Below are 26,171 nucleotides of genomic sequence, written 5' to 3' on the forward strand. Positions count from 1 at the left end.
AAATCACCGGCTGCAGGCATTGCCCTTTTTGTAGAAGGCATGCATTTGAATGACGAGTCGTGGCTGGCGCAAAGCCAAGGCTGCAACATAATCCGGCCAGCGCTGCGCCGGACATGGCGCTTTCGCCTCAAACCACACCTTCATTTCACAGGAGCCTTCATGCTCATTCTTCATGGTTACTGGCTGTCACTGGCCGCCTACCGCGTGCGCGCAGCCCTCAAGCTCAAGGGCGTGGCCTTTGAAGAACGCATGCACGACCTGTCAGCGAGCCACCACAACCTGCCAGCGTTTCGCGCCCTGAATCCGGCCGGCGCAGTGCCTGCGCTCGAAGGGGGCACGCCCGAGCCGCTGACGCAAAGCCTGGCGATCCTGGAGTGGCTGGAAGAAACCTACCCCGCCACACCGCTGCTGCCGCCCGATGCAGCCGGGCGGGCGCGTGTCCGGTCAATGTTTTTATTGGCTGCAGCCGACACCCATCCTCTGGCAGTACCACGCGTGCAAAAGCGCCTGGCCGCGCAGTTTGGCGCTGACGCCGCAGCAGGCCGCGAATGGGCTGCGCACTGGTATCGCGAAGGTTTGAGCGCTTACGAAGGGCTGCTGCACGACGGCGCCACACGCTGCCACAACGAAACGCTCAGCCTGGCCGACCTGGCGCTGGCCAGCCACCTGATCGGTGCGGAACGCTTTGGAGTCGATGTGTCGGCGTTTCCCCGCGTGGCGGCTGTAGGAACATCGCTGTTTAAGTTGCCCGAGTTTGAATCGTCGCATCCACAGTATCAGGAAGGTGCCGTCGCGCCCTGAAAGTCAAGGCTCGAAAAGAGCCTGGCAGCTGCTAAATCTTATTAAAAACTGCCTCTGACGCCTGCAGGAAAAGCGCGAGCTGCTATTTATTAAATAGCAGCTCGCGCTTGTTCATAGTTCTGCCGCCGCCGCGAACTTGAAGACACCCGGCTCGTGGATCGGGTCCACATCCACAGGAATCGTGCTTTTGGGTGGAAAGCGGCCTTCAAGCAGCAGTTTGGACAGCGGGTTTTCAATCCGCTGCTGAATCGCACGCTTGAGCGGCCGGGCGCCAAACACCGGGTCAAACCCCACCTTGGCCAGTTCGGCAATCGCCGCTTCCGACACCTCCAGCGTCAGGTCCATCTTTTCAAGCCGCGCCATCAGCACCTTGAGCTGGATGCGGGCAATCGATTCGATGTTGCTGGCGTCGAGCGCGTGGAACACCACCGTCTCGTCAATCCGGTTCAGGAACTCGGGCCGAAAATAGTTTTTCAACTCGTCCGTCACCGCGTCCTTGATCTCTTCATACGGCTGGCCGACCATCGACTGGATGATGGGCGAACCGATGTTGCTGGTCATGACGATCACCGTGTTCTTGAAGTCCACCGTGCGCCCTTGGCCATCGGTCAGCCGGCCATCGTCCAGCACCTGCAGCAAAACGTTGAACACGTCCGGATGCGCTTTTTCCACCTCGTCGAGCAGCAGCACACTGTAGGGCTTGCGGCGCACCGCCTCGGTCAGGTGGCCTCCTTCCTCGTAACCGACATAGCCCGGCGGCGCGCCGATCAGGCGGGCGACCGAATGCTTTTCCATGAACTCGCTCATGTCGACCCGGATCAGGTGGTCTTCGCTGTCGAACAAAAAGCCGGCCAGCGCCTTGCACAATTCGGTCTTGCCGACGCCCGTGGGGCCGAGGAATAGAAAACTGCCGGTGGGGCGGTTCGGGTCCGACAGGCCCGAGCGCGAGCGGCGAATGGCGTTGGCGACGGCACCGATGGCTTCTTCCTGACCGACGACGCGCTCATGCAGCTTGTCTTCCATCTGCAGCAGCTTGTCTTTTTCGCCCTGCATCATCTTGGCGACCGGAATCCCGGTGGCGCGGCTGACGACCTCGGCAATTTCCTCGGCGCCCACCTGGGTGCGCAAGAGCCGGGGCTTGTTGTCGACACTCTTGTTTTCTTCGGTATCCTGCGCCTGTTTCAGGCGTTTTTTCAATTCGGGCAGCTTGCCGTATTGCAGTTCGGCCACCTTGTTGAAGTCGCCCTTGCGGGTGAATTCATCAATCTGGGTGTTGATGCTGTCGATTTCCTCCATCACGTCCTTGGAGCCGAGTGCCTGGGCTTTCTCGGCCTGCCAGATTTCGTCCATGTCGGAAATTTCTTTTTGCAGCTTTTCAATTTCCTCCTCGATCAGGCCAAAGCGCTTTTGCGAGGCTTCATCCTTTTCGCGGCGAACCGCTTCGCGCTCGATCTGCAGCTGGATCAGCCGGCGGTCCAGCCGGTCCATGACTTCGGGCTTGGAATCAATCTCGATCTTGACCTTGGCGGCAGCCTCGTCAATCAGGTCAATCGCCTTGTCGGGCAAGAACCGGTCGGTGATGTAGCGGTGGCTCAGCTCGGCCGCCGCAACGATGGCCGGATCGGTGATCTGCACCCCGTGGTGGGTTTCGTACTTTTCCTGCAGGCCGCGCAGGATGGCAATGGTGGCTTCCACGGTCGGCTCGCCCACCAGGATTTTCTGGAAACGGCGTTCCAGCGCAGCGTCTTTTTCAATGTACTTGCGGTATTCATCGAGCGTGGTGGCGCCGACGCAGTGCAACTCGCCGCGCGCCAGCGCGGGTTTGAGCATATTGCCCGCGTCCATCGCGCCCTCGCCCTTGCCGGCGCCGACCATGGTATGCAACTCATCAATGAAAACAATGGTCTGACCTTCGTCCTTGGCCAGCTCGCTGAGCACGGTTTTCAGTCGCTCCTCAAACTCGCCGCGAAACTTGGCACCCGCCAGCAACGCAGCCATGTCGAGCGACAGCACGCGCTTGCCCTTGAGCGAATCGGGCACCTCGCCCGCCACGATGCGCTGTGCCAGGCCTTCGACAATGGCGGTCTTGCCGACGCCGGGCTCACCGATCAGCACCGGGTTGTTCTTGGTGCGGCGCTGCAGCACCTGAATGGCGCGGCGAATCTCGTCATCGCGGCCAATCACCGGGTCGAGCTTGCCCATCCGGGCGCGCTCGGTCAGGTCCATGCAGTATTTCTTCAGGGCTTCGCGCTGGCCTTCGGCGTCCGCGCTGTTGACGTTCTGCCCGCCGCGCACCGCGTCAATCGCCGCTTCAAGCGCCTTGCGGGTCAGGCCGTTTTCGCGGGCGATCTTTCCTGCGTCGGCCTTGCTGTCGGTCAGGGCCAGCAAAAAGAGCTCTCCGGCAATGAACTGGTCGTTGCGCTTGATGGACTCCTTTTCGGTCGCCTGCAGGAGCCGGGCCAGTTCCTGGCCAACCTGGACCTGATCCTGACCCTGCACCTGCGGCAGCTTCTTGACGGCAGCGTCGGCAGCCTGCATCAGGCCTTTGACATTGACGCCGGCCCGCTCCAGCAAAGCGCGCGGCCCGTCGTCCTGGCGCAGCATGGCAGCCAGCAGGTGGGCGGGCTCGATGTAGTTGTTGTCGTTGGTCAAGGCCAGGGTCTGGGCTTCGCTGAGCGCTTCCTGGAACTTGGTGGTGAGTTTGTCTTGTCGCATGAAATCTCCGATAGAACTTTAAAAGGTCTGACCCGGCGAATCTTGGGGCTTTTGCGCAGCTTTGCAAGCCGCCGTGGTGCCGTCAGGCTATCGGCATGACGGGAAGTTTGACAAAGGTCAAGCTTGGGCGCTGCAGGCTCAGGCGTTGGTCGCGCCGATGCCCCACTTGGCCAGTGCCGCATCGTCGCTGACACGGGCATCGACCCAACGCGCGCCTTCGGGCGTCTGCTCTTTTTTCCAGAACGGCGCCTGGGTTTTCAGGTAATCCATCAAAAACTCGCAGGCCTTGAAACTCTCGCCCCGGTGCGCCGACGTGACGGCAACCATCACCACCTGATCAAGCGGCTGCAACAGGCCGATCCGGTGAATGATGCGGGCGGAAAAAATATCGAAACGGCTGACGGCTTCGTCAATCATCGCCTCAATGGCTTTTTCGGTCATGCCGGGGTAGTGCTCCAACTCCATGGAACTGACATTCAGGCCGTCGTTGCGGTCGCGCACCGTGCCGGTAAAAGTGCAGACGGCGCCAACGCGCGTGTCATTTTTACGCAGCGCGTCGACCTCGTCGGTCAGATTGAAGTCGTCGGTTTGGACTGTGACGCGGGCTGCCATGCTGCTCAGCCTCCAGTGACCGGTGGGAAAAAAGCAATTTCGCAGCCGTCGGTCAGCAGCGCAGCTTCGCCCGCCATGACCTGGTTCAGGGCCATGCGAACCGCTGTGCCGCGCGCCAGGCTCGCGGCATGCGCCGGGCTGGCGGCCAGCAGTTCGTCGCGCAGGCCGGCCAGCGTCAGGGCGGACGTCTGGCGTGTCTCGCTGCCCTGCCCGATGGCTTCGCGGATCGATGCAAAGTACCTGATGGTAACGTTCATGGGTCAACAGTCCTTCAAGACAGCAATGCTGAAAACGGGATGAAGCGCACCGTGTCGCCGTGCGCAATGGTCTGGCCGGCGGGGTTGTCCACCAGCCCGTCGCCCCAGACCGCCGAGGTCAAGACGCCAGAACTCTGGTTGTCGAACAGGTCCAGCCCGCCTGCCGGATTCAGCCTGACACGCAGGAATTCACGCCGTTTATCGGCTTTTGGCCAATCGAAATGGGCGTGTATCGCGATGGATTCAGGCGTAATTTCAGTCGCTCCCTGCAGCTTCAGGATAAAGGGCCGCACCAGCAACAAAAAGGTCACAAAGCTCGACACCGGGTTGCCCGGCAATCCGATGAAATGGGCGGCGTCAATCTTTCCGTAGGCAAACGGCTTGCCGGGCTTAATGGCGATCTGCCACAGGTTGAGGGTTCCCAGCGCCTGCACGGCAGGCTTGATGTGGTCTTCCTCGCCAACCGACACGCCGCCACTCGTCAGGATCAGGTCATGCTTCAAGCTGGCGCCTTGCAACGCGCCAATGGTCGCGTCGAGCCGGTCGGGCACGATGCCCAGGTCGGTCACGGTGCAGCCCAGCCGCAGCAGCAAGGCTTTCAGGAAAAAGCGGTTGGAGTTGTAGATTGCGCCGGGCTTCATGTCGGCAGGTGCCACATCGCCGGGCATGACCAGTTCGTCACCGGTGGAAAACAGCGCCACCCGCACACGCGGTGCGACCTGCAACCGGTCAAAGCCAATGCTGGCCGCCAGTCCGAGCGACGCCGGTGAAAGGCGTGTTCCATGCCCCAGCACAACAGCACCGGCAGCCACATCTTCGCCACGGCGCCGAATCCACTGGCCGGGCCGGGGCTGCGCGGCGATGCGGATGACGCCCTCCACAGCATGGCAGTCTTCCTGCATCACCACCGCATCGGCACCCGGCGGCACCGGCGCGCCGGTAAAGATTCGCGCAACGCTTGCCAGCGCCAGCGCATGCCCGTTGCTGCCAGCCGGTATACGCTGGCTGACGGGCAGCGGCGTTTCAGCACCCAGCCAGTCAGCGCAGCGCACTGCGTAGCCGTCCATCGAGCTGTTGTCGTGTGCCGGCACATCCAGGGCGGACACCAGGTCTTGCGCCAGAACGCGGCCATCAGCCTCGAAGGTCGAGACGCTTTCGGCGGGCGCCAGCGGCGCGGCGAAGCCCACCAGTTCATCCAGCGCCAAATCGAGCGGCTTCATGGGCGGACGCTCGGGCCGTGCAGGCGCCTGCGGGGATGAGGGAACTGAAGGCATGGCGGGTATCCGGAACGGTGAAAACGATGGAAACAGATGAAAGAGCTGCTCAGGCTGGCCGGTCTTCAAACGAATAGTCAAAGCGGTTTTGATTGTTGACCAGAAAATCAGCCACGGCTTCGGCATCGTTCAAATCCAGCACCGGACGCAAGGTTGCCGTGGGTAACTGGCCGGGGGAATCGGTGGCAATGGCCACCACGTAATCGTCATCGGCGTAGCGCGTCGGCTTGCCGGACGAAGCCCGCCACACCTCGATCTTGGTCAAATCGCTGTGCTTGAAGCCTTCGACCAGCACCCAGTCCACGCCTTCGTACAACTCGGCAATCAGCTGGTGCACGGTGAGTTCGGCGGGCTGCTCGAACTCGCGGATCAGCGCCAACCGGTTTTGCGAAGCCACGACCACCTCAAAGGCACCTGCCTGCCGGTGGCGAAAGGTGTCCTTGCCGGGGTGGTCGATGTCAAACTTGTGGTGCGCATGCTTGACGACAGACACCCGCAGGCCGCGCAGCTTGAGCACGGGAATCAGCTTTTCAACCAGGGTGGTCTTGCCAGAACCCGAGTAGCCGGCAAATCCGACAACTTTCATCAGGCAAGCTCCCTACAATTTAGATTGCTATTAAAAAAATAGCTGCTTGCGCCCGCTGAATATGCGCAAACTGCCGATTTAATGCACATTTTCAGCAATGTACTGCTTGATCGCCGTTGCGTCGGCCGGCAGCAGCTTGACCCGCTTGGGCAGCGCTTCAATCCCTTCGAAGCCCGCAGGCCGCACCGGCGGCTGGCCCAGCGCCTCTTCAATCGTGGCGGCAAACTTGATTGGCAAGGCGGTTTCCAGCACGATCATCGGAATGCCGGGCTGCAGATGCTCACGCGCCACCTTCACGCCGTCGGCGGTGTGGGTGTCGATCATGGTGTCAAAGCGCTTCCATGTGTCCCGAATCGTTGCCAGCCGGTCAGCATGCGTGCTTTTGCCACTGACAAAACCGTAACGTCCGGCCGCCATGGCAAACGCCGGGTCGGCGCCCAGCTCGAAACTGCCCTGGCTGGCAATCTGGTCATGAAACAGGGAACGCACCCGGCCACCGTCACGGCCAAGCAGGTCGAACACAAAGCGCTCGAAGTTCGACGCCTTGGAAATGTCCATCGACGGGCTGGAGGTTTCATGCGTGTCGGCACTGGTCCGAACGCGGTAGATGCCGGTGCGAAAAAACTCGTCGAGCACATCGTTCTCATTGGTGGCGACCACCAGTTTGTCAATTGGCAGGCCCATGCTGCGCGCCACATGGCCGGCGCAGACATTGCCGAAATTGCCGGACGGCACGGCGAAGCTGACTTTTTCAGCGTTCGATTTGGTGGCTTGGAAGTAACCGGCGAAGTAATACACCACCTGCGCCATCAGCCGTGCCCAGTTGATCGAGTTGACCGTACCAATCTTGTACTGTCGCTTGAACGCCAGGTCGTTTGACACGGCTTTAACGATGTCCTGGCAATCGTCGAACACGCCGTCGATGGCAATGTTGTGGATATTCTCGTCCTGCAGACTGAACATTTGCGCTTGCTGGAACGGGCTCATGCGGCCGTTGGGCGACGTCATGAAGACGCGAACGCCCTTCTTGCCGCGCATGGCGTATTCGGCCGCGCTGCCGGTGTCGCCGCTGGTGGCGCCCAGAATGTTCAGTTCTTCGCCGCGCCGGGCCAGTTCATATTCGAACAGGTTGCCCAGCAGTTGCATGGCCATGTCCTTGAAGGCCAGCGTCGGGCCGTTGGACAGCGCTTCGAGGTACAGGCCGGCACCCAGGGGACGAAGCGGCACGATTTCCTTGCTGCCAAAGACTTTTTCTGTGTAGGTCTTGATGCAAATCGCCTTCAGGTCAGCGGCGGGAATGTCGTCGATGTACAGCGACAGCACCTCGAACGCCAGTTCGGCGTAGCTCAGGCCGCGCCACTTGGCAAGCGTGGCGCCATCGACCTGAGGATAGTATTCGGGCAAATAGAGCCCGCCGTCGGGCGCCAGGCCTTCGAGCAGGATTTCGCAAAAGCGCTTGCGTTCGAGGGGGTTGCTAGATGAGGCGCGCGTGGAGATGTAATGCATCAGGCCAGTTCCTCCTTGCGGATGCGGACAATGGACGCCAGCACGGTGGGCAGCGCCTGCATTTGCACCATGGCTTTGTTCATTTTGGCTTCAACGCAGTCGTGCGTCAGGATGATCAGGTCGGTCTGGGTCGAACCTTCGCCACCCACTTCGTCGGCTTCGCGCTGCAATACCGCGTCGATGCTGATGCCGAATGAGGCCAGGATGCCGGTGACATTGGCCAGCACGCCGGCTTCGTCGGCCACGTTCAGGCGCAGGTAGTAGCTGGTGACGATTTCGGACATCGGCACGATAGCCAGATCACTCATTTCGTCGGGCTGGAACGCCAGGTGCGGCACGCGGTGCTCAGGGTCGGCGGTGTGCAGCCGCGCAATGTCAACCAGGTCAGCAATCACCGCGCTGGCGGTCGGCTCGCTGCCAGCGCCCTTGCCGTAGTACAGCGTAGTGCCGACGGCATCGCCATTCACCACAACGGCGTTCATCGCGCCTTCAACATTGGCCAGCAGGCGTTTGGCCGGAATCAGGCTCGGGTGAACACGCAACTCGATGCCACCCGATACGCGCTTGGTGATGCCCAGCAGCTTGATGCGGTAGCCGAGCTGCTCGGCGTAGCGGATGTCCTGCGGCGCCAGGCTCGTGATGCCCTCGACATAGGCTTTGTCAAACTGCACCGGAATGCCAAAGGCAATGGCGCTCATCAACGTCGCCTTGTGCGCGGCGTCCACGCCTTCGATGTCAAAGGTCGGGTCGGCTTCGGCATAACCCAGGCGCTGCGCTTCCTTGAGCACCACACCGAAGTCCAGGCCCTTGTCGCGCATTTCTGACAGGATGAAGTTGGTCGTGCCGTTGATGATGCCGGCAATCCACTGGATCGAGTTGGCCGTCAGGCCTTCGCGCAGCGCCTTGATGATCGGGATACCGCCGGCGACTGCCGCCTCGAAAGCCACCATCACACCCTTGCGGTGTGCTGCGGCAAAAATCTCGGTGCCATGCACGGCCAGCAGCGCCTTATTGGCAGTCACGACGTGCTTGCCCGACTCAATGGCTTCAAGCACCAGCGCCTTGGCAATGCCGTAGCCACCAATGAGTTCGATCACGATGTCGATGTCAGGGCTGGCCACCACCTTGCGTGCATCGTTCACCACCAGCACGCCGTCGCCGACCAATGCTTGGGCACGCGCCACGTCCAGGTCGGCGACCATGGTGATCTGGATGCCTCGTCCGGCACGGCGGCGAATTTCTTCCTGGTTGCGCTGAAGCACATTGAAAGTTCCGCTGCCCACGGTTCCAATACCCAGAAGGCCTACCCGGATGGGGCTCAGATTCGTCGTCGTTTTTAGGTTCACCTGGTGTCCTGCATGTCTTGGTTGGGCAAACTGGCCGTTGAAAGGGCGCAGCGGGAAATAGGAAAAAGGGGGAAAAGGAAACTCAGATCAGCTTGTTGCGGTATTTTTCAAGAAACTGGGCAATGCGTTTGATTGCTTCGCGCAGATCTTCCTCGTGCGGCAGAAAAACAATTCGGAAGTGGTCGGGCGCGGCCCAGTTGAAACCGGTGCCCTGCACCAGCATGACCTTGGTTTCCTTGAGCAGCTCAAGGAAAAACTGCCGATCGTCGGTAATCGGATAGACCTCTGGATCAAGCTTGGGAAACATGTACAACGCGGCGCTGGGCTTGACGCAACTCACGCCCGGAATGGCGGTGATCAGCTCGTACGCCAGGTCGCGCTGGCGCCGCAGCCGGCCGCCCGGGCAGGTCAGGTCATTGATGCTCTGGTAGCCGCCCAGCGCCGTCTGGATCGCCCACTGGCCCGGCACGTTGGAGCACAGTTTCATGTTGGCCAGCATGTTCAGGCCCTCGATGTAATCGAGTGCCCTTTTCTTGGCGCCGGACACGACCAGCCAGCCTGCGCGGTAGCCGCAGGAGCGGTAACTCTTGGACAAGGAATTGAAGGTCAGCGTCAACACGTCGGATGACAGGCTGGCCAGCGCGGTGTGCCGGACGTCGTCGTACAGCACTTTGTCATACACCTCGTCGGCCAGAATCACCAGGTCGTGTTCGCGAGCGATCTCGACAATACTTTTAAGCAATGCGTCCGAATACAGCGCGCCGGTGGGGTTGTTGGGGTTGATGACGACAATGCCCTTGGTCCGGGGCGTGATCTTGGCACGGATGTCTTCGAGGCTGGGCATCCAGCCATTGCTTTCGTCGCACATGTAATGCACCGGCGTACCACCGGCCAGGCTCACGGAAGCGGTCCACAGCGGATAGTCGGGCGAAGGCAGCAGCAACTCGTCGCCGTTGTCGAGCAAGGCGTTGGTGGCCATCGAGATCAATTCGCTGGCACCGTTGCCAAGGTAAATGTCCTCCAGCGTCACGCCCTTGATGCCCTGCTTTTGCGTCTCATGCATCACCGCCTTGCGCGCTGCAAAAATGCCCTTGCTGTCAGAGTAGCCCGCTGACGCGGGCAGGTTGCGGATCATGTCCTGCTGAACTTCTTCTGGCGCATCGAAACCGAACACTGCGAGATTGCCGATGTTGAGCTTGATCAGCTTTTGGCCCTCTTCTTCCATCTGCTTGGCCGCGTCCATGATCGGTCCACGGATGTCGTAAAGCACGTTGGCCAGTTTTGCAGACTTGGTGATCGGTTTCATGTCGCTTCTGATGAAAGGTTGGGCAAGGCCGCTTCGCCCATGCGATGCGCCGAAAGAGAAAACCGGTGCAGCCACCTGAGTTTTGGACGGAATCTATAATTTGACCACATAAAACGCTGATTTTTACCTTCCACTCAGCCGCTTGGCGGCAGTGGCCGACCCAGCCGTTCAGGCAAATGCCACAACCTTCAATACCGTATGAAACTTCAACCAGATCGTCTTGATGTCCAGTCCATTCTTGCCTATGGCGCCGGATGGGTCGGCCTGGGCAACAACGGCGTTGCTGAAAAAATCGATTACAGCATCGTGATCGGCTCACGTGGAGAAAAACTGCCGTGGAAATGCCAAAGCTTTGAGCAACTGACTGCAGAGCACTTTGCGATGCTCGCAGACATGAAGCCGGAACTGGTGATTTTTGGCAGCGGTTCAAGACTGCGGTTTCCACCCCCGGCCTTTTTGCGTGGCCTGATGGAGCACCGGATCGGCCTGGAAACCATGGACACGCTGGCAGCCTGCCGCACCTACAACATCCTGGCAGGTGAAGGGCGTCATGTGGTTGCAGCCCTTTTGATAGATCCCGATACAGTCTGAGGGACAGACGAAGCCCCAATCAGAGTAAAATATAGGGTTGCACTTGGCACCGCACCCAGTGAAGGATATCTGTCTTCACTGGCAAAAGCCGCGGCTAATTACAACTACTTTCGTCAGGGTACCCTTAGTATGGCAGTCGTCGTCAATAAACTTCTTCCCGAATTTGAAGCACTCGCCACCGGCGGCCTCAAAGTTTCAAACCAAACGCACCTGGGCAAAGTGGTCGTGCTGTTTTTCTACCCGAAAGATAACACGCCGGGCTGCACCACCGAAGCGATGCAGTTTCGTGACCATCACAAGGATTTCCTCAAGGCCGGCGCCACTGTTTTTGGCGTCTCGCGCGACAACATGAAATCCCATGATGAGTTCAAGTCCAAGCTGGAACTTCCGTTTGAACTGATCGCCGACACTGAAGAAAAAATGTGCCATATGTTTGGCGTGGTCAAAAACAAGATCATGTACGGCAAAAAGGTCAAGGGTATCGAGCGCAGCACTTTTCTGGTGGGCGCGGACGGACTGTTGAAAGAAGAGTGGCGCGGCCTGAAAGTTCCTGGCCATGTCGAAGAAGTGCTCAAGGCTGTCAAAGGCCTCAAGAAAGAGGCCTGAAACATGTTTAGCGCGTGTTGCGATGGCGGTCATTTGAGTTGTGCATAATGACTTCATGCAATTGACCCCAGCAACCGCATTCAAAAAAAGCCGCCCCGGCCCCGAGGCGGCTTTTTTTATTTCTGAAACTTCATGTAAAGAGTTTTAAGCACCATGCCCATGCCACCCGCTCCTACCAAACGTGCTGCCTTGCTTTCACCAGATGTGCTCAATGCGCCGGCGCGCGCGTTGGCTAAAGTACCGAGAAAATCTTCCAAGCCAGTTGAGTTAACGAGTCAGCCTGCAGCCATGCGGTTGATGGACAGCCTTGATGTCACAGAACGCGAACAACCCATTGTGTATGCAGAAAAAAAGACTGCTCCTGCAATGGATGTGCGGGTGATCAGCTCTAAAAAAGAGAGCGTGCCACGTGTCCTGGCCGCTTTCAGGCCTAAAAAGACCCAACCGTCGGCCCAGCCGAAGCTCTTCGTACTTGATACGAATGTCCTGATGCACGACCCAATGTGTCTGTTCCGTTTCGAAGAACACGATATTTTCCTGCCGATGATCGTGCTGGAAGAACTTGACGGGCACAAAAAAGGCATGACAGAAGTGGCCCGCAATGCGCGTCAAACCAGCCGTACGCTCGATGGTTTGGCCGGAGCGAAAGGAGCTGACATCGGCAAGGGTCTGAAGCTGAACACCACCGGCCATTCTGAAGCCAATGGCTGCCTGTTTTTCCAGACCAAAGTGCTTGACTACACTTTACCGATGAGCCTGCCTCAGGGCAAGGCAGACAATCAGATCCTGGGCGTGGTTGAGGCTCTGCGCAAGGAGTATGCACCGCGCGAAGTTGTGCTTGTCTCCAAGGACATCAACATGCGCGTCAAGGCGCGTGCCTTGGGTCTCAATACCGACGACTATCAGAACGACAAGGTTCTTGAAGACGGCGACTTGCTGTATGCAGGTTCGCTGGCGCTGCCGCCCGACTTCTGGACGCGACAGAGCAAAACCATCGAAAGCTGGCAGCAAGGCATTCACACGTTCTACCGCATCGGCGGTCCGATCGTGCCGAGTCTGATGATCAACCAGTTCGTGTTTTTCGAATCTCCTGGCGAACCACCGCTGTATGCCAGGGTCACTGAAATCCAGGGAAAAACAGCGGTACTGAAAACCCTGAAGGATTTCACTCACCTGAAAAATTCGGTCTGGGGCGTCACCATGCGCAACCGCGAACAAAATTTTGCCATGAACCTGCTAATGGACCCAGAAGTGGACTTTGTCACTTTGGCAGGTACAGCAGGCACCGGCAAGACGCTGATGGCTTTGGCCAGCGGGTTGACGCAAGTGCTTGATGACAGGCGTTATACCGAAATCATCATGACCCGCGCGACAGTATCGGTTGGCGAAGACATCGGCTTCCTTCCCGGTACCGAAGAAGAAAAAATGGGGCCCTGGATGGGCGCGCTGGACGACAACCTGGAAGTTCTTGGCAAGACCGACGGTGGCGCAGGTGAATGGGGCCGCGCTGCTACAAACGAGCTGATCCGCTCGCGCATCAAGGTCAAGAGCATGAACTTCATGCGCGGCCGGACCTTTATGAACAAATACGTCATCATTGACGAAGCGCAGAATCTGACGCCCAAGCAGATGAAAACACTCATAACCCGCGCCGGGCCTGGCACCAAGATCGTCTGCATGGGCAATCTGGCGCAAATCGACACGCCTTATCTGACGGAAGGATCTTCTGGCATGACATTTGCCGTTGACCGTTTCAAGGGCTGGCCCCATGGCGGGCACATTACGCTTGCACGTGGAGAGCGGTCGCGTCTAGCCGATTTCGCCAGTGAAGTACTTTGATCATGTTTATCCAAAATTCCTGTGCGCCGCCGCGGGTTTTCAGGAGGCTTGTATCTCTGACAGGATTGAGCCATGAAGAAGTCAAACAAGTTTTTTCCTGCGTTGAGCGAACCCTCAGTACGCATGGTGCATGAACACCTGGGCGAGTTCCCTTCGCGGTGGTGAGCCATTGATTCCATCGCCCCGAAGATCGGCTGCGTGCCGCAGACACTGAACGAATGGTTCAAGCGCGACGAAGTCGATACTGGGGCCAGGGCCGGCACCACAAAGCCGAACGCGAAAGCGTGAAGGCTACCGGATGCGCTGGAGCAGGCGCTGTACACAAGACAGCCCGAGCGTGATGGCACACTGAATCACCACTCGGAAAGGGAGTCGCCATACACGGACATCGGCTACAGCCAGAGACCGGCCGAGGCCGGGATTACCCTCTCGGTGGGCAGCAAGGGCGACAGCTACGACAACGCCCTGGCCGAGACGATCAACAGCCCGTACTAGTCCGAGCTGATTCATCGCCGTGCACCTGGGGAAATCGCAGAATCGGTGGGGCTGGCAACCCTGGAATGGGTGGCCTGTTTCAACCATCACCGATCGCTTGGGCCTGTCGGGTATGCCCGCCTGCAGAAACTTAGGCGAAATACTGTCGGCAACTCGCCAGTCAGGCTTCCATAGCTGAAGCCTGATTTAAATCAACAGGCTTCTACAAAACCCGGGGCGGTTCAACATTGGGCTTGCTTGGTTTTAGGCTTTTAAAGAACTGACGTCTGCGCGATGGCAAAGCGAAGGGTAACTTGTCGACCCTGACGGTACAAACCGACATGCTCTGCCAGCGCTAACGCCTGAACATCGGCCCACACCAGTTTTCGGTAACCATCGTCATAACGATCCAGATGACCGTCTTCAATTAAATCGGCTTGCAAAATGACCGTGACTTCTGACCCACTGGCCTGGGCATGGATCGTCACGGTGGCAGGATCGTCAATGGTGTCGGTCAATTCAAACAAAGCAGCGCTCAGCACCATGCGCAAGGAATCGCGCATGACTTTATATGGCAGGTCTTCAACCTCATTGACAAGCCGGAAACCACAAAAATGCAGCATGGTGGCCATCAGACCGACGCATTCAAGCACGCCCGATTCGACATCGGTCACGACGCCCGGCTCAGGTGCCAGCCAGGTGCCCATGTCCATGCACTCATCTAGCGCCGCCTTGGCAAAAGCATTGATCTTTTCGGCCTCTTCACGAACCGACTGCAAATCGGGCTGGGCTGCCGAGAGCTTGTGGTGCATGACCCCGTAAATCAGACCAATGGGCTGCAGCGGCCGAACCATATGGTGGCGCAAGCAAGGCGCCAGACGCCTGAGGACCGCATAGCGGGCGGACTCGACCTGCTGGGCTGTCACTTCAGCGGGCAAGCCTGAAGCAATTGAGGCCTGAGGCGGTTTCTGAATGGTCATTGGTGCTGCTCTCCAGGAAAAATGAGTTGGCTTTCTTGTGTGGGGCTTTTTAAGCCAACCCAAGGCATCGCGTTAAAAGCAGGGGCTGCAAGAGGCAAGTTTTCTGAAAAATCAGCTGAACTGTTTGTACCAAAAAAAATACGCTTAAGTACCTTCAAAAATCTGAATTTGTAACGAGCGGCTGCTGATCCGGTGTTTTGCTCACATCGGTTCAAGTCGCAAACCATCCACCAGCGTACGACCATCTCTAGCGGCATGAATCAAAGCGGGTCGTTTGGAACCAGCTGGGCGATGCTCTGGCAGATGTGCGCCACCGTAGCGGGTTTAGAAAGGTGAGCATTGAAGCCGCTTTGCAAAGCTCTTACCGTGTCCACCTGTCGGCCATAGCCGCTGAGCGCAATTGCCTTGAGATTTCGCCAGTCAGGGCGCTTGCGAATCTTGCGGATCAGCTCGTAACCATCCATGTAGGGCATGCCAAGGTCTGAAATCAGCAGGTCGTAGCTGTTTTTCTCCAGCATTTCCAGCGCCTGCTGGCCGCTGCAGGCCATGTCCACATCAGCACCCTCCAGACGAAGCAGTGCCGAGAAAGGCTCCAGCAAGTCAATCATGTCATCGACCGCCAGAATCCTGAGCCCTTTGAGGTTTGCACTGGATTGGCTGGCTTTTTTGTCCTGCATCCTGGTTTGCGCCAGTGGCAGCCAGATGGTGAAGCAGGTGCCCTTGCCCAGGCCTTCCGAATCGGCCAGCACCCTGCCACCCTGCGCCACGGTCAGGTCGCGCACCAGCGTCAGGCCCACGCCCAAACCGGTGTTGGTGTTGTAGATTATTTGTTCAGGCGCCTGGACAAACATGCCAAAGATATGGGGCAGGAATGCCGGATCAATACCCTGCCCAGTGTCGGTCACGCTCATGGTGGCAAATGTGCTGTCGCGGCCGAGTCGCACGGTGACAGTTCCGCCCGCAGGCGTGAACTTGATGGCGTTGTTGATGAGGTTCCACAGAATCTGCTCTGTGCGGACGCGGTCGCACAGGGCCACCAGTTCTTTTTCGGTGTATTCGTAAGACAGCGTCAGGCCTTTCTTGCTCGCATCATCGCGCGCAGCACCGGCAATCGAGGTCGCCATTTCAGCCAGGTCGACCGGTGCCAGCCGCAGCGTCAGTTTACCGGTACGGGCACGCGACAGGTCCAGCAAGTCATCAATGATCTTCGTCTGGCTGACCACGGCGCTGCGAATGGTTTCGCCGGCCCGGGCCACTTCGGGAAGCGCGCGCACCTCGGGGTGACTCAGCAGCAATTCGGTGTTGACCTGAATCAGGTTCAGCGGGTGCTTGAGTTCATGCGACATCACAGCCAGAAACTGGTCCTTGAGTTCGTTAGCGTGTTTTTCCATGGCCAGCAACTCGTCGCGGCTCACCTGCTGCGACCGGCTTTCGGTCATGTCCTTGGCAATCTTGGCATAACCGCCGGCCTTGCCTTCGAGCCGGGTGACCACGCCGCTGCAAAAAAAAGTGCTGCCGTCCTTGCGCAGGTGCCAGCGCTCGTCCACGCTGCGGCCGTCTTCGTGTGCGCCGCGCAACTCGCCTTCCGGTGCCCCGGCGGCACGGTCTTCGGGGGTGAAAATGATGGAAAACGGCTGGCCCACAATCTCTTGCGGCGTATAGCCAAAATTGCGCTGGGCACCCACGTTCCAGCTGGTGATGATGCCTTCCTCATCGATGGTCAAGATTGCGTAATCTTTGGTGGTTTCAGCCGCAATGCGAAGCCGTTCCTCGCCAGCGCGAAGCCTTTCCTCGGCCTTGCGCAATTCGGTGACGTCCACAAACGTCAGGACGACGCCGTCGATGTGGTCATCCATCGTGCGGTAGGGACCAATGCGGGCCAGATAATGCCTGCCGTCGCTGCTGCTGACCGGCCGCTTGATCGGGTTCAAGGTTTTGAGCATGCCAGCGGCATCTTTACCCAGCGACTCATAGTCAAGCTTGTGGGTGATATCCATCAAGGGGCGATTGATGTCGGACTCAATCAGGTTGAAGATGCGGGTTGCCTGCGGAGTGAAGCGTTTGATCTTCAAGCTGCGATCAACGAATACCGTGGCGATGTCCGACGATGTGATCAGGTTTTGCAGGTCGTCGTTCATCATGCTGGTTTCATCGACCTTGACTTTTAATTCAAAGTTGACGGTGGTCAGTTCCTCATTGATCGACTGAAGTTCCTCCTTGCTGGTTTCCAGTTCCTCGGTGGCCGAGCGAAGTTCTTCATTGACGGCTTGCTGATCCTCATTGGAAGACTTGAGTTCTTCGGTCGAGACTTCAGTCTGCTCGATGATTTGCTGCAGATTTTCCTTGAGCTGCCTGATCTCGGCTTCCAGTTGTTCGACCACCACTTGGTGCGCCTGCCCGGTACTGCTGGACTCCAGGAGCGGCTTTTCCGGCACCTCTTCGAACATCACCAGCGCCAACGCTGATTCAGTGCTGACTTCTCCGAAGAAGTGCACGCTCATTTGCACAAGAATCGTGCTGCTTCCGCGCCTAAGCGGGACAGCATGTGTCTTGACCTGCTTGCCGGTGTGCATGGCCTGGTAAAGTGCCGTGCGCAATTCGGTGCGCAACTCGGCCTGTGTGTTGTCCAGAAGATTGACCGACGGCGCGCCGCTACCCGGCAACAGGAATTTGCCAACATTCTCCGACAGATGCAGGATGTTGTGCTGGCTGTCAATCAGCACACTGGGCAGGACGACCTGCTCGATCAGCGAGCGATGCAGCTCTGCAGACGAAGCCGGCTTGGGCGCGCGCCGGTCGGGCCCACGGCGATTGAAAACCGGGCTGTCACTGGGCGGCTCCTTGGCGAGCAGCAAATGGCGGGTGGAAGTGCCACTCGGATTGACCTTGAAAAACCGGTTTTTTTTGTCCACCACGGTGTAGAGCTTGTGCGCGGCCTCCACAGCTTCCGAACTGCCCAGGAACAAAAACCCTTCAGGCTTGAGCGCAAAGCGAAAGGTTGACAGCACACCGGCCTGGGCCGCCTTGTCCAGATAAATCAGCAGGTTGCGGCAGCAAATCAGGTCGATGCGCGAAAAAGGCGGATCGCGCAGGACATTGTGGTTGGCAAAAAGCACTTTTTCACGCATTTGCTTGAGCACCCTGAACTGCTCTTTTTCGAAAGTAAAAAAACTTTTAAGCCGGGCGGGCGACACATCGGTTGCGATCGATGCCGGATACAAACCATTGCGGCCAAAGTTGACGGCCCTTTCATCAATGTCCGTGGCAAAAATCTGCAGTTCGGACGTGCAGTGGTGCAACTCCATCTGCTCCTTGAGCAAGATGGCGACTGAATAAACTTCCTCTCCGGTGGCGCATCCCGCCACCCAGACGCGAACCGACTCGTCTGGCGAGCGGTTGGCCAGTAGCGCTGGAAGCACATCGTTTTCAAGTGCCTCAAAGGCTGCCGGATCGCGAAAGAAATTTGTGACGCTGATCAGCATGTCCTGAAGCAGCAGCTTGAGCTCTTGAGGGTGCACACGCAAAAAGTCGCGATAGGCCGGCAGGTCATGAACGCCATTGACCTGCAACCGGCGTGCAATGCGGCGCAAGACAGTGGCGCGCTTGTATTGGCGAAAATCATTTTTTGAATAAATGCGCAGCGCAGACATGATGTCGCGCAGCGCCTCTTCGGCAAGCCGGGCGGACTCGTCGCTGTCCGCAATGTCAGCCCGGAGCGACAAGCCATCCTTACGGGGCAGACTGATGCGGGAGGCATTGGCCCAGAGTTCCTGCAGCCGCCTTGGCATATCTGACGCCGTCGCGACGAAATCAACCATGCCGGTGGCAATGGCGGCTTTGGGCATGTCGTCATATTCGGCATCCTCGGGTTGCTGCACCAAGGTGACGCCGCCCTCTTCCTTGACCCGCGCCAGGCCGGAGGCGCCGTCGTGGCCGGTTCCCGACATCACGACGGCAACGGCCCTTTCCTGGTGAACCTCGGCCAAAGTGCGAAAAAACAGGTCGATGGCCAGGTGGGCACCCCGAATACGCGAATGGCTTGCCAACTGCAGGTGCCCGTCGTTCATTTCCAGGTCGTGCGTGGGCGGTATCACATACACATGGTTGGCTTCAATGGCGGTCAGTTCCGTCACCTGCATGACCGGCATGCGGGCAATACGCTGCAGTATCTCGGCCACATTGCTTTCATGGTCTGGCGACAGATGAAGAATGACGACAAAGGCCATGCCGTTGGCAGCGGGCATGCGCTCGAAGAACCGCAGCAGGGCCTGCAGTCCACCCGCCGATGCACCAATGCCGACTACAGGAAATTTGAGCGGACTTTTAATCAAGTCGTCGCTGTTTTCAGGGTTCAGGGAAGCGTCGCGCGGATCTGCCATGCTGATGAACCAGTCGGGGTAAATGGAATCTGATATTACCTTTGCATGCTGACACAAAAGCCTTCCAGGCTGACGCCGCATCGCATATGACATTATTCATCCGGAGCAGCTTAAATAATCAGATTCCGGAACCTGTTTTCAGGGAAATTGACAAAAAACCTGAATTTACATTGTTTAACGCTTGCGTCCGATATAAGGCGGGTATTGCTCGAAGGGCTTGGCTTCCAGCAGCTCCTCACAGCCGCTGCGGAGAATCATCACATTGCATCGCGCACTCCAAATAGGCAAAAAGCGCTGCCTGACTGAACTGGAAGCGCTTTTTTGCAGAAAATACCGATTTTGTTTTTGCTACTATTTTTATAGCTGACTATGCATATGGGATATGCGCAAAGCCGATAAAAAGCTTCAAACTTATGGAAGAAATCACGCCTCCTGCTGTTCCTTGGCGTAATTGGCGATGCCGTCGGTGATTTCCTTTTTGGCGGCTTCCGGACCTTCCCAGCCTGATATCTTGACCCATTTGCCTTCTTCCAGGTCTTTGTAATGCTCAAAGAAATGGGCGATGGTTTTCAGGCGCAGCGGATTCATGTCCTCGGGCTTTTGCCAGTGGCTGTACAGCGAGCATTTCTTGTCAACGGGCACAGCCAGAATCTTGCCGTCTTCACCGGCTTCGTCGGTCATCTTCAGGATGCCGATGACGCGGCAGGTCACCACCACGCCGGAAATCAAGGGCACCGGTGTGATCACCAGCACATCGACCGGGTCGCCGTCACCGCTCAGGGTCTGGGGAACATAGCCATAGTTGCACGGGTAGTGCATCGCGGTGCTCATGAAGCGGTCCACGAAGATGGCGCCGGACTCCTTGTCGACCTCGTACTTCACCGGATCGGAGTTCATCGGGATTTCGATGATCACGTTGAAGGCGTCGGGAGCATTTTTGCCGGGAGTAACTTTATCTAGGGACATGGTCGCTTTGAAGTTGATGAAAACACGTTGATGAAAAAACGGCCTGCCGGGCCGCTGCGTTCAGGTTGCCCGACAGTCGCTGGTTGCGGGTCGGGATTTGCAGGCCGACAGAAGATTAATTGCCCGCATTTTACTGATGCCGACCTTACGGGTTGCCAACGGCAGGTGTTTTCGCGTTTAATTTCCCTGAGTTGGCCAATCGTCCTGTCGCCCACCGAGCGAGCCACGAGGAAGCAACGCAGCGGGGGTCCGCTTGCGTGGCACCCATCAAAGCAAAAAAACGTCGGAGGTATTTATGACAGGTCACTCAGCCGCGCTCATTCTTGCGCTGGTTTGCGGGCTCATTGCCGTGGGATACGGTTTTTGGGCACGCCACTGGATTCTTTCCCAGGACGCGGGCAACGCCCGAATGCAGGAAATATCGGCCGCCATCCAGACCGGCGCTGCCGCTTATCTGGCCCGGCAGTACACCACCATTGCCATCGTTGGCGTCATTCTGGCGGTGCTGATCGGGGTGTTTCTGGACAGCAAGACCGCCATTGGCTTCGTGGTCGGGGCGCTGTTGTCAGGGGCCTGCGGCTTCATCGGCATGAATGTGTCGGTGCGCGCCAATGTGCGGACCGCGCAGGCGGCCACGCGCGGCATTGGCCCGGCGCTTGACGTGGCCTTTCGCGGCGGCGCCATCACCGGCATGCTGGTGGTGGGCCTGGGGCTGCTGGGTGTGACCGGATTTTTCTGGTTCCTGGTTGGCAATGGCAACTATTTGCCCACCAGCAAACTGGCCGACCTGCTTAATCCGCTGATCGGCTTTGCCTTTGGCTCGTCGCTGATTTCGATCTTTGCCCGACTCGGCGGCGGCATCTTCACCAAGGGCGCCGATGTGGGCGCTGACCTGGTCGGCAAGGTCGAGGTCGGGATTCCCGAAGACGACCCGCGAAACCCGGCCGTGATTGCCGACAACGTGGGCGACAACGTGGGCGACTGCGCCGGCATGGCGGCCGATTTGTTCGAGACTTATGCAGTGACGCTGATTGCCACCATGGTGCTGGGCGCGCTGCTGGTGGCCGCCGCGCCGGTCAACGCCGTGCTGTACCCGCTGGCGCTGGGCGCCGTTTCGATCATCGCGTCGATCATTGGCTGCTTTTTTGTCAAGGCCTCGCCCGGCATGACCAATGTCATGCCGGCGCTGTACAAGGGCCTGGCCGTGGCGGGTTTGCTTTCGCTGGCCGCGTTTTACTTCGTCACGATCTGGCTCATGCCTGACGACGCCATTTACGTCACGGGCAGCCAGATGAAGCTGTTCGGCGCCTGTGCCGTCGGCCTGGTGCTGACCGCCTGCCTGGTCTGGGTGACCGAGTACTACACCGGCACGCAGTACGCACCGGTCAAGCACATTGCGCAGGCGTCAACCACCGGCCACGGTACCAACATCATTGCCGGCCTGGGCGTGTCGATGCGTTCGACCGCCTGGCCAGTGATTTTTGTCTGCATTGCCATTTTGGTGTCCTACAACCTGGCCGGGCTGTACGGCATTGCCATTGCGGCAACGTCCATGCTCAGCATGGCTGGCATCGTGGTGGCGCTTGACGCCTACGGCCCGATCACCGACAACGCCGGCGGCATTGCCGAAATGGCCGACATGCCGCCCGAAGTGCGCGCCGTGACCGACCCGCTGGACGCCGTGGGCAACACCACCAAAGCCGTCACCAAGGGCTACGCGATTGGCTCGGCAGGGCTGGCCGCGCTGGTGCTGTTTGCCGACTACACCCACAAGCTGGAGAGCTATGGCCGCGCCATCAGCTTTGACTTGAGTGACCCGATGGTCATCGTCGGGCTGTTCATCGGCGGCCTGATTCCCTACCTGTTCGGCGCCATGGCGATGGAAGCCGTGGGCCGTGCTGCGGGTGCCGTGGTGGTGGAAGTGCGCCGCCAGTTCAAGGAAATTCCCGGCATCATGGAAGGCACGGCCAAGCCTGAATACGGCCGCGCCGTTGACATGCTGACGACGGCGGCGATCAAGGAAATGATCATTCCTTCACTGCTGCCTGTCATCGTGCCGATCGTGGTCGGCCTGCTGCTCGGCCCCAAGGCGCTGGGCGGCCTGCTGATGGGCACGATCGTCACCGGCCTGTTCGTGGCGATTTCGATGTGCACCGGCGGCGGCGCCTGGGACAACGCCAAGAAATACATTGAAGACGGCCACCACGGCGGCAAGGGAAGCGAAGCGCACAAGGCGGCCGTCACCGGAGACACCGTGGGCGACCCGTACAAGGACACCGCCGGCCCGGCCATCAACCCGCTGATCAAGATCATCAACATCGTGGCGCTGCTGATCGTGCCGCTGATGATGAAGTTCCATGGCGGCGAGGTGCAAGCCGCGCCAGTTGCTCCACTGCAGGCGCCAACGGCGTTCAGCGGCCCGGCCGCACCGGTGATGACGCCGATGGCGCCAGGCATGCCGGCACCGGCCGCTTCTCGATAGGGTGCGAATCGGCCTTGCCACCACTTGCTTGGGCGGGTGGTGGCTTGGTTCTTTCTTGTCGCTTACCGCTATCCACGGCTTTGGCAGCGATTGCGTTGATCACGACAACACACAGAAACACTGCGTTGAAGCACCCTGCGCGTCCGTTCGCAGGCTAAACAATCCAGTCCGGAAATCGCTGCTTGATGCTGTCCACAAAAGCCAGTGTTCCGGCCAGGTGCTGGCGCAAGGCCTGTTGTGCCCCTGGCGCGTCCTTGCGCGCGAGAGCTTCGACGACGACCCGATGGTCCCGCACGATCGACTGGGGCTTGCCTTCTTCGGGCATGTTCAGGCGGCGCAGCCGGTCCACATGACCGCTTTGTCTGCGCACCAGCGTCCACAGTGGCCCCACACTGGCCGCTGCGTACAGTTCCTGATGGAATGCAAGATCGGCCAGGGCCAGTTTTGGAATGTCCAGCGGGTTGAGCGCAGCCTCCTGCACGGCCAAGCTCGCGTTCAACCGCCGCACCAAATCGCCGTGTTCCGCTTGCGGCAATACACACAGGACAGTCAAAATTTCCAGTTCAATCGCCCGACGCAGGAAATGCGACTGCAGCGCCGCCGACAAATCGATGCGGCTGACCACCGTGGCGTGTTGCGGAAAAATATCGACCAGTTGCTCTTCGCCCAGACGCAACAGGGCATCGCGAATTGGCGTCTGGCTGATGCCGAAGTGATCCGCCAATTCGGCGCGCTGCAACACCGTTCCGGGCTCCAGCTGCACCGAAACGATCAGTTCCCGCAAAACTTCAAACACTTGCGGCGCCGACTGGCGGGTACGGTCCAGTTTGAGCGGCGCAATATTCGCGAGAGCAGTCATGCGGTCTTTACGGTTGGTAAGGGTGGCGGTCAGGGTAAATCATAGCATTGACACACTAATATATTAGTGCTTTAATTTTCCCACTATTTTGAACCACAAGCCCTTCTGATGAAACACAAGACCTATGAAGAATTGCGCAGCGCGCGCTGGTTTGCGCCGGACGATGTGCGGTCTTTCGGCCACCGCTCGCGGGTGATGCAGCTGGGCTACGGCCCCGAGGACTGGGAAGGCAAGCCGGTCATCGCCATCCTGAACACCTGGAGCGACATCGGTACCTGCCACGGCCACTTCAAGCAGCGCGTCGAAGACGTGAAACGCGGCGTACTGCAGGCCGGCGGCTTTCCGCTGGAGCTGCCTGCGCTGTCGCTGTCCGAATCGCTGGTCAAGCCGACCACCATGCTGTACCGCAACCTGCTGGCGATGGACGTCGAGGAACTGCTGCGCAGCCACCCGATTGACGGCGCGGTGCTGATGGGCGGCTGCGACAAGACCACGCCCGGCCTGGTGCTAGGGGCGCTCAGCGCCGGCATGCCCTTCATCTTCATGCCGGCCGGCCCGATGCTGCGCGGCAACGTCAAGGGCAAGGTGCTGGGTTCGGGTTCGGACACGTGGAAATACTGGGACGAACGCCGCGCGGGCAAGATCAACAAGGCGCAGTGGCTGGAAGTCGAAGGCGGCATTGCGCGCAGCCATGGCCACTGCATGACGATGGGAACGGCCAGCACCATGACCGGCATTGCCGAGGCGATGGGCCTGACGCTCCCCGGCGCGTCGTCGATTCCGGCCGTGGATTCGAACCACATCCGCATGGCCACCGAATGCGGCCGCCGCATTGTCAGCATGGTCTGGGAAGACCTGACACCGGCCAAACTGCTGTCGCGCGCCTCGTTCGAGAACGCCATCACCGTCGCCATGGCGATGGGCTGCTCGACCAACGCCATCATTCACCTCGTCGCCATGTCACGCCGTGCCGGCGAGCATTGCGCCGTCGGACTGGACGACTTTGACGCCGCCAGCCGCAAGGTGCCGGTGATCGCCAACATCCGGCCGAGCGGCGACACCTACCTGATGGAAGATTTTTACTACGCCGGCGGCATGCTCGGCATGATGAGCGTGCTGAAAGACCACCTCAAGCTCGATGCGCTGACCGTCACCGGCAAGCCGCTGGGCGACAACCTGGTCGGCGCCGAGGTTTACAACCACGACGTGATCCGGCCGCTGGACAACCCGATCTATGCCGAAGGCGCGCTGGCCGTGCTGCGCGGCAACCTGGCGCCGGATGGTTGCGTCATCAAGCCCAGCGCCTGCGCGCCGCGCTATTTTCAGCACACCGGCCCGGCGCTGGTGTTCGACGACTACCCGTCGATGAAAGCCGCCGTCGACGACGAAAACCTCGACGTGACGGCCGACCACATCATGATTTTGCGCAACGCCGGACCGCAGGGTGGCCCCGGCATGCCCGAGTGGGGCATGCTGCCGATCCCGCTCAAGCTGGTCAAGCAGGGCGTCAAGGACATGCTGCGCATCTCGGACGCGCGCATGAGCGGCACCAGCTACGGCGCCTGCATCCTTCACGTCGCGCCCGAGGCCTATATCGGCGGCCCGCTGGCACTGGTCAAGACCGGCGACCTGATCAGCGTCGATGTGCCGGCCCGGCGCATTCACCTTGAAGTCAGCGACGACGAACTGGCCCGGCGCCGCGCCGCCTGGACGCCGCCGCCCAAGCGCTTCGAGCGCGGCTACGGCTGGATGAGCGCCCGGCACATCCAGCAGGCCGACACCGGCTGCGATTTTGATTTTCTTGAAACCTCGTTCGGCGCGCCCATCGGCGAGCCCGACATTTACTGAAAGCGAAAGACCCTCCAATGGCACTCAATCCCGCGACGCGTGACAAGCTCAAGACCGTCAGCACCGCCACGCTGTGCACTGCCCTGTTCAAGCGCGGCCTGCGCAACCAGTTCATCCAGGAGGTGCGTCCCATCAACCCCAGCCTGCCGACCATGGTGGGCGAAGCCTTCACGCTGCGCTATATTCCAGCGCGCGAAGACCTGAACCCGATCAGCGTGTTCCAGGACCCCAAGCACCCGCAGCGCGTCGCCGTCGAGCAGTGCCCCGAAGGCGCGGTCCTGGTGATCGACAGCCGCAAGGACGCCCGCGCCGCCTCGGCCGGCTCGATTTTGATCACGCGGCTGATGGTGCGCGGCGCCGCCGGCATCGTCACCGACGGCGGCTTTCGCGATTCGCCCGAGCTCGCCGTGCTGCCCTTCCCCACCTACCACCAGCGCCCGTCGGCCCCGACCAACCTGACATTGCACCAGGCGCTGGACATCAACGTGCCGATTGGCTGCGGCGACGTGGCGGTGTTTCCGGGCGACGTGATCGTCGGCGACCAGGAAGGCGTGTTCGTGATTCCGGCGCACCTGGCCGACGAGGTTGCCGACGAGGCGGTGGAAATGACGGCCTTCGAGGATTTCGTGACCGAAGAAGTGCTCAAGGGCCGCGCCATCATCGGCCTGTACCCGCCCACGCAGCAGCAATCCAAGGACGATTTTGCAGTCTGGCGTCAAGCCAAGGGGCGCTGAATCGCCGTCC

The 26,171-nt window shown here is 59.4% G+C and carries 20 protein-coding genes and 1 pseudogene; 8 read left to right on the plus strand and 13 right to left on the minus strand.

Features of this window, described 5'->3' with window-relative positions; all coding sequences use genetic code 11:
* Nucleotides 1–3: 3 nt before the first annotated feature.
* Complete coding sequence (locus H4V98_RS12750; RefSeq protein WP_196863696.1) at nt 4–174, minus strand: hypothetical protein; 171 nt, start codon at nt 172–174, stop codon at nt 4–6.
* On the opposite strand from H4V98_RS12750, the gene maiA reads away from it, so the two are divergent.
* Nucleotides 160–801 carry a maleylacetoacetate isomerase gene (gene maiA, locus H4V98_RS12755; protein WP_196863697.1) on the plus strand — a complete coding sequence of 214 codons (642 nt, stop codon included), beginning with the start codon at nt 160–162 and terminating at the stop codon, nt 799–801. The two genes, H4V98_RS12750 and maiA, sit on opposite strands and share 15 nt — an antisense overlap.
* 111 nt (nt 802–912) lie before the next feature.
* Here maiA and clpB read toward each other — a convergent pair whose 3' ends face one another.
* From clpB to H4V98_RS12795, 8 genes are all read right to left on the minus strand, one after another.
* A complete protein-coding gene (gene clpB / locus H4V98_RS12760) occupies nt 913–3,516 on the minus strand; it encodes an ATP-dependent chaperone ClpB (protein ID WP_196863698.1) in 2,604 nt (867 codons plus the stop codon).
* Between the two features lie 138 nt (nt 3,517–3,654).
* Entirely contained in the window at nt 3,655–4,128 is a 474-nt protein-coding gene (moaE, locus tag H4V98_RS12765; protein WP_196863699.1) for a molybdopterin synthase catalytic subunit MoaE, read from the minus strand.
* Nucleotides 4,129–4,133: 5 nt separating this feature from the next.
* The gene (locus H4V98_RS12770; RefSeq protein ID WP_196863700.1) at nt 4,134–4,385 is read right to left on the minus strand and encodes a MoaD/ThiS family protein; all 252 of its coding nucleotides are present in this window, start codon (nt 4,383–4,385) and stop codon (nt 4,134–4,136) included.
* 14 nt (nt 4,386–4,399) lie between these two features.
* Complete coding sequence (gene glp / locus H4V98_RS12775; RefSeq protein ID WP_196863701.1) at nt 4,400–5,659, minus strand: gephyrin-like molybdotransferase Glp; 1,260 nt, start codon at nt 5,657–5,659, stop codon at nt 4,400–4,402.
* 49 nt (nt 5,660–5,708) lie between these two features.
* On the minus strand, nt 5,709–6,245 hold the full coding sequence (gene mobB, locus H4V98_RS12780; protein WP_196863702.1) for a molybdopterin-guanine dinucleotide biosynthesis protein B: 537 nt from the start codon (nt 6,243–6,245) through the stop codon (nt 5,709–5,711).
* Between the two features lie 78 nt (nt 6,246–6,323).
* A complete protein-coding gene (gene thrC / locus H4V98_RS12785; RefSeq protein ID WP_196863703.1) occupies nt 6,324–7,751 on the minus strand; it encodes a threonine synthase in 1,428 nt (475 codons plus the stop codon).
* Nucleotides 7,751–9,073: a homoserine dehydrogenase gene (locus H4V98_RS12790; protein WP_196863793.1), complete on the minus strand. Its 1,323-nt coding sequence runs from the start codon at nt 9,071–9,073 to the stop codon at nt 7,751–7,753. Before H4V98_RS12790 ends, thrC begins: the two co-directional genes overlap by 1 nt.
* A gap of 106 nt (nt 9,074–9,179) precedes the next feature.
* Nucleotides 9,180–10,403 carry a pyridoxal phosphate-dependent aminotransferase gene (locus H4V98_RS12795; protein ID WP_196863704.1) on the minus strand — a complete coding sequence of 408 codons (1,224 nt, stop codon included), beginning with the start codon at nt 10,401–10,403 and terminating at the stop codon, nt 9,180–9,182.
* A gap of 198 nt (nt 10,404–10,601) precedes the next feature.
* On the opposite strand from H4V98_RS12795, the gene H4V98_RS12800 reads away from it, so the two are divergent.
* The 4 genes and pseudogenes from H4V98_RS12800 to H4V98_RS12815 all read left to right on the plus strand — a co-directional run bounded on the left by H4V98_RS12800 (nt 10,602) and on the right by H4V98_RS12815 (nt 14,068).
* Nucleotides 10,602–10,994: an Mth938-like domain-containing protein gene (locus tag H4V98_RS12800; protein ID WP_196863705.1), complete on the plus strand. Its 393-nt coding sequence runs from the start codon at nt 10,602–10,604 to the stop codon at nt 10,992–10,994.
* A 129-nt stretch (nt 10,995–11,123) separates the two neighbouring features.
* On the plus strand, nt 11,124–11,600 hold the full coding sequence (locus H4V98_RS12805; RefSeq protein WP_196863706.1) for a peroxiredoxin: 477 nt from the start codon (nt 11,124–11,126) through the stop codon (nt 11,598–11,600).
* A 153-nt stretch (nt 11,601–11,753) separates the two neighbouring features.
* Nucleotides 11,754–13,439: a PhoH family protein gene (locus H4V98_RS12810; protein ID WP_196863707.1), complete on the plus strand. Its 1,686-nt coding sequence runs from the start codon at nt 11,754–11,756 to the stop codon at nt 13,437–13,439.
* A gap of 72 nt (nt 13,440–13,511) precedes the next feature.
* Nucleotides 13,512–14,068 (plus strand): annotated as a pseudogene (locus tag H4V98_RS12815) (hypothetical protein).
* 117 nt (nt 14,069–14,185) lie between these two features.
* Here H4V98_RS12815 and H4V98_RS12820 read toward each other — a convergent pair.
* The 3 genes from H4V98_RS12820 to ppa form a co-directional block, all read right to left on the minus strand.
* Entirely contained in the window at nt 14,186–14,956 is a 771-nt protein-coding gene (locus tag H4V98_RS12820; RefSeq protein WP_196863708.1) for a hypothetical protein, read from the minus strand.
* A 197-nt stretch (nt 14,957–15,153) separates the two neighbouring features.
* The gene (locus tag H4V98_RS12825; RefSeq protein ID WP_196863709.1) at nt 15,154–19,272 is read right to left on the minus strand and encodes a chemotaxis protein CheB; all 4,119 of its coding nucleotides are present in this window, start codon (nt 19,270–19,272) and stop codon (nt 15,154–15,156) included.
* A 423-nt stretch (nt 19,273–19,695) separates the two neighbouring features.
* Entirely contained in the window at nt 19,696–20,238 is a 543-nt protein-coding gene (ppa, locus tag H4V98_RS12830; RefSeq protein ID WP_196863710.1) for an inorganic diphosphatase, read from the minus strand.
* Between the two features lie 295 nt (nt 20,239–20,533).
* Here ppa and H4V98_RS12835 point away from each other — a divergent pair, with 295 nt between their 5' ends.
* A complete protein-coding gene (locus H4V98_RS12835) occupies nt 20,534–22,720 on the plus strand; it encodes a sodium-translocating pyrophosphatase (protein WP_196863711.1) in 2,187 nt (728 codons plus the stop codon).
* Between the two features lie 154 nt (nt 22,721–22,874).
* Here H4V98_RS12835 and H4V98_RS12840 read toward each other — a convergent pair whose 3' ends face one another.
* The gene (locus H4V98_RS12840) at nt 22,875–23,579 is read right to left on the minus strand and encodes a GntR family transcriptional regulator (RefSeq protein WP_196863712.1); all 705 of its coding nucleotides are present in this window, start codon (nt 23,577–23,579) and stop codon (nt 22,875–22,877) included.
* Between the two features lie 108 nt (nt 23,580–23,687).
* Here H4V98_RS12840 and araD point away from each other — a divergent pair, with 108 nt between their 5' ends.
* Nucleotides 23,688–25,427, plus strand: coding sequence for an L-arabinonate dehydratase (araD, locus tag H4V98_RS12845; protein WP_196863713.1), 1,740 nt, complete (start codon nt 23,688–23,690; stop codon nt 25,425–25,427).
* A 17-nt stretch (nt 25,428–25,444) separates the two neighbouring features.
* Nucleotides 25,445–26,161: a ribonuclease activity regulator RraA gene (locus H4V98_RS12850; RefSeq protein WP_196863714.1), complete on the plus strand. Its 717-nt coding sequence runs from the start codon at nt 25,445–25,447 to the stop codon at nt 26,159–26,161.
* The last annotated feature ends 10 nt before the right edge of the window (nt 26,162–26,171 follow it).

Origin of the sequence: Polaromonas sp. CG_23.6, assembly GCF_029892315.1 — a bacterium.
In the GTDB taxonomy this organism is placed as follows: domain Bacteria; phylum Pseudomonadota; class Gammaproteobacteria; order Burkholderiales; family Burkholderiaceae_C; genus Polaromonas.

Bases quoted from the DNA above. Each gene is read 5' to 3' on its own strand.
- maiA (WP_196863697.1), top strand. From the start codon at position 160: ATGCTCATTCTTCATGGTTACTGGCTGTCACTGGCCGCCTACCGCGTG.
- H4V98_RS12750 (WP_196863696.1), bottom strand. From the start codon at position 174: ATGAAGAATGAGCATGAAGGCTCCTGTGAAATGAAGGTGTGGTTTGAG.
- clpB (WP_196863698.1), bottom strand. From the start codon at position 3,516: ATGCGACAAGACAAACTCACCACCAAGTTCCAGGAAGCGCTCAGCGAA.
- moaE (WP_196863699.1), bottom strand. From the start codon at position 4,128: ATGGCAGCCCGCGTCACAGTCCAAACCGACGACTTCAATCTGACCGAC.
- H4V98_RS12770 (WP_196863700.1), bottom strand. From the start codon at position 4,385: ATGAACGTTACCATCAGGTACTTTGCATCGATCCGCGAAGCCATCGGG.
- glp (WP_196863701.1), bottom strand. From the start codon at position 5,659: ATGCCTTCAGTTCCCTCATCCCCGCAGGCGCCTGCACGGCCCGAGCGT.
- mobB (WP_196863702.1), bottom strand. From the start codon at position 6,245: ATGAAAGTTGTCGGATTTGCCGGCTACTCGGGTTCTGGCAAGACCACC.
- thrC (WP_196863703.1), bottom strand. From the start codon at position 7,751: ATGCATTACATCTCCACGCGCGCCTCATCTAGCAACCCCCTCGAACGC.
- H4V98_RS12795 (WP_196863704.1), bottom strand. From the start codon at position 10,403: ATGAAACCGATCACCAAGTCTGCAAAACTGGCCAACGTGCTTTACGAC.
- H4V98_RS12800 (WP_196863705.1), top strand. From the start codon at position 10,602: ATGAAACTTCAACCAGATCGTCTTGATGTCCAGTCCATTCTTGCCTAT.
- H4V98_RS12805 (WP_196863706.1), top strand. From the start codon at position 11,124: ATGGCAGTCGTCGTCAATAAACTTCTTCCCGAATTTGAAGCACTCGCC.
- H4V98_RS12810 (WP_196863707.1), top strand. From the start codon at position 11,754: ATGCCCATGCCACCCGCTCCTACCAAACGTGCTGCCTTGCTTTCACCA.
- H4V98_RS12825 (WP_196863709.1), bottom strand. From the start codon at position 19,272: ATGGCAGATCCGCGCGACGCTTCCCTGAACCCTGAAAACAGCGACGAC.
- ppa (WP_196863710.1), bottom strand. From the start codon at position 20,238: ATGTCCCTAGATAAAGTTACTCCCGGCAAAAATGCTCCCGACGCCTTC.
- H4V98_RS12835 (WP_196863711.1), top strand. From the start codon at position 20,534: ATGACAGGTCACTCAGCCGCGCTCATTCTTGCGCTGGTTTGCGGGCTC.
- H4V98_RS12840 (WP_196863712.1), bottom strand. From the start codon at position 23,579: ATGACTGCTCTCGCGAATATTGCGCCGCTCAAACTGGACCGTACCCGC.
- araD (WP_196863713.1), top strand. From the start codon at position 23,688: ATGAAACACAAGACCTATGAAGAATTGCGCAGCGCGCGCTGGTTTGCG.
- H4V98_RS12850 (WP_196863714.1), top strand. From the start codon at position 25,445: ATGGCACTCAATCCCGCGACGCGTGACAAGCTCAAGACCGTCAGCACC.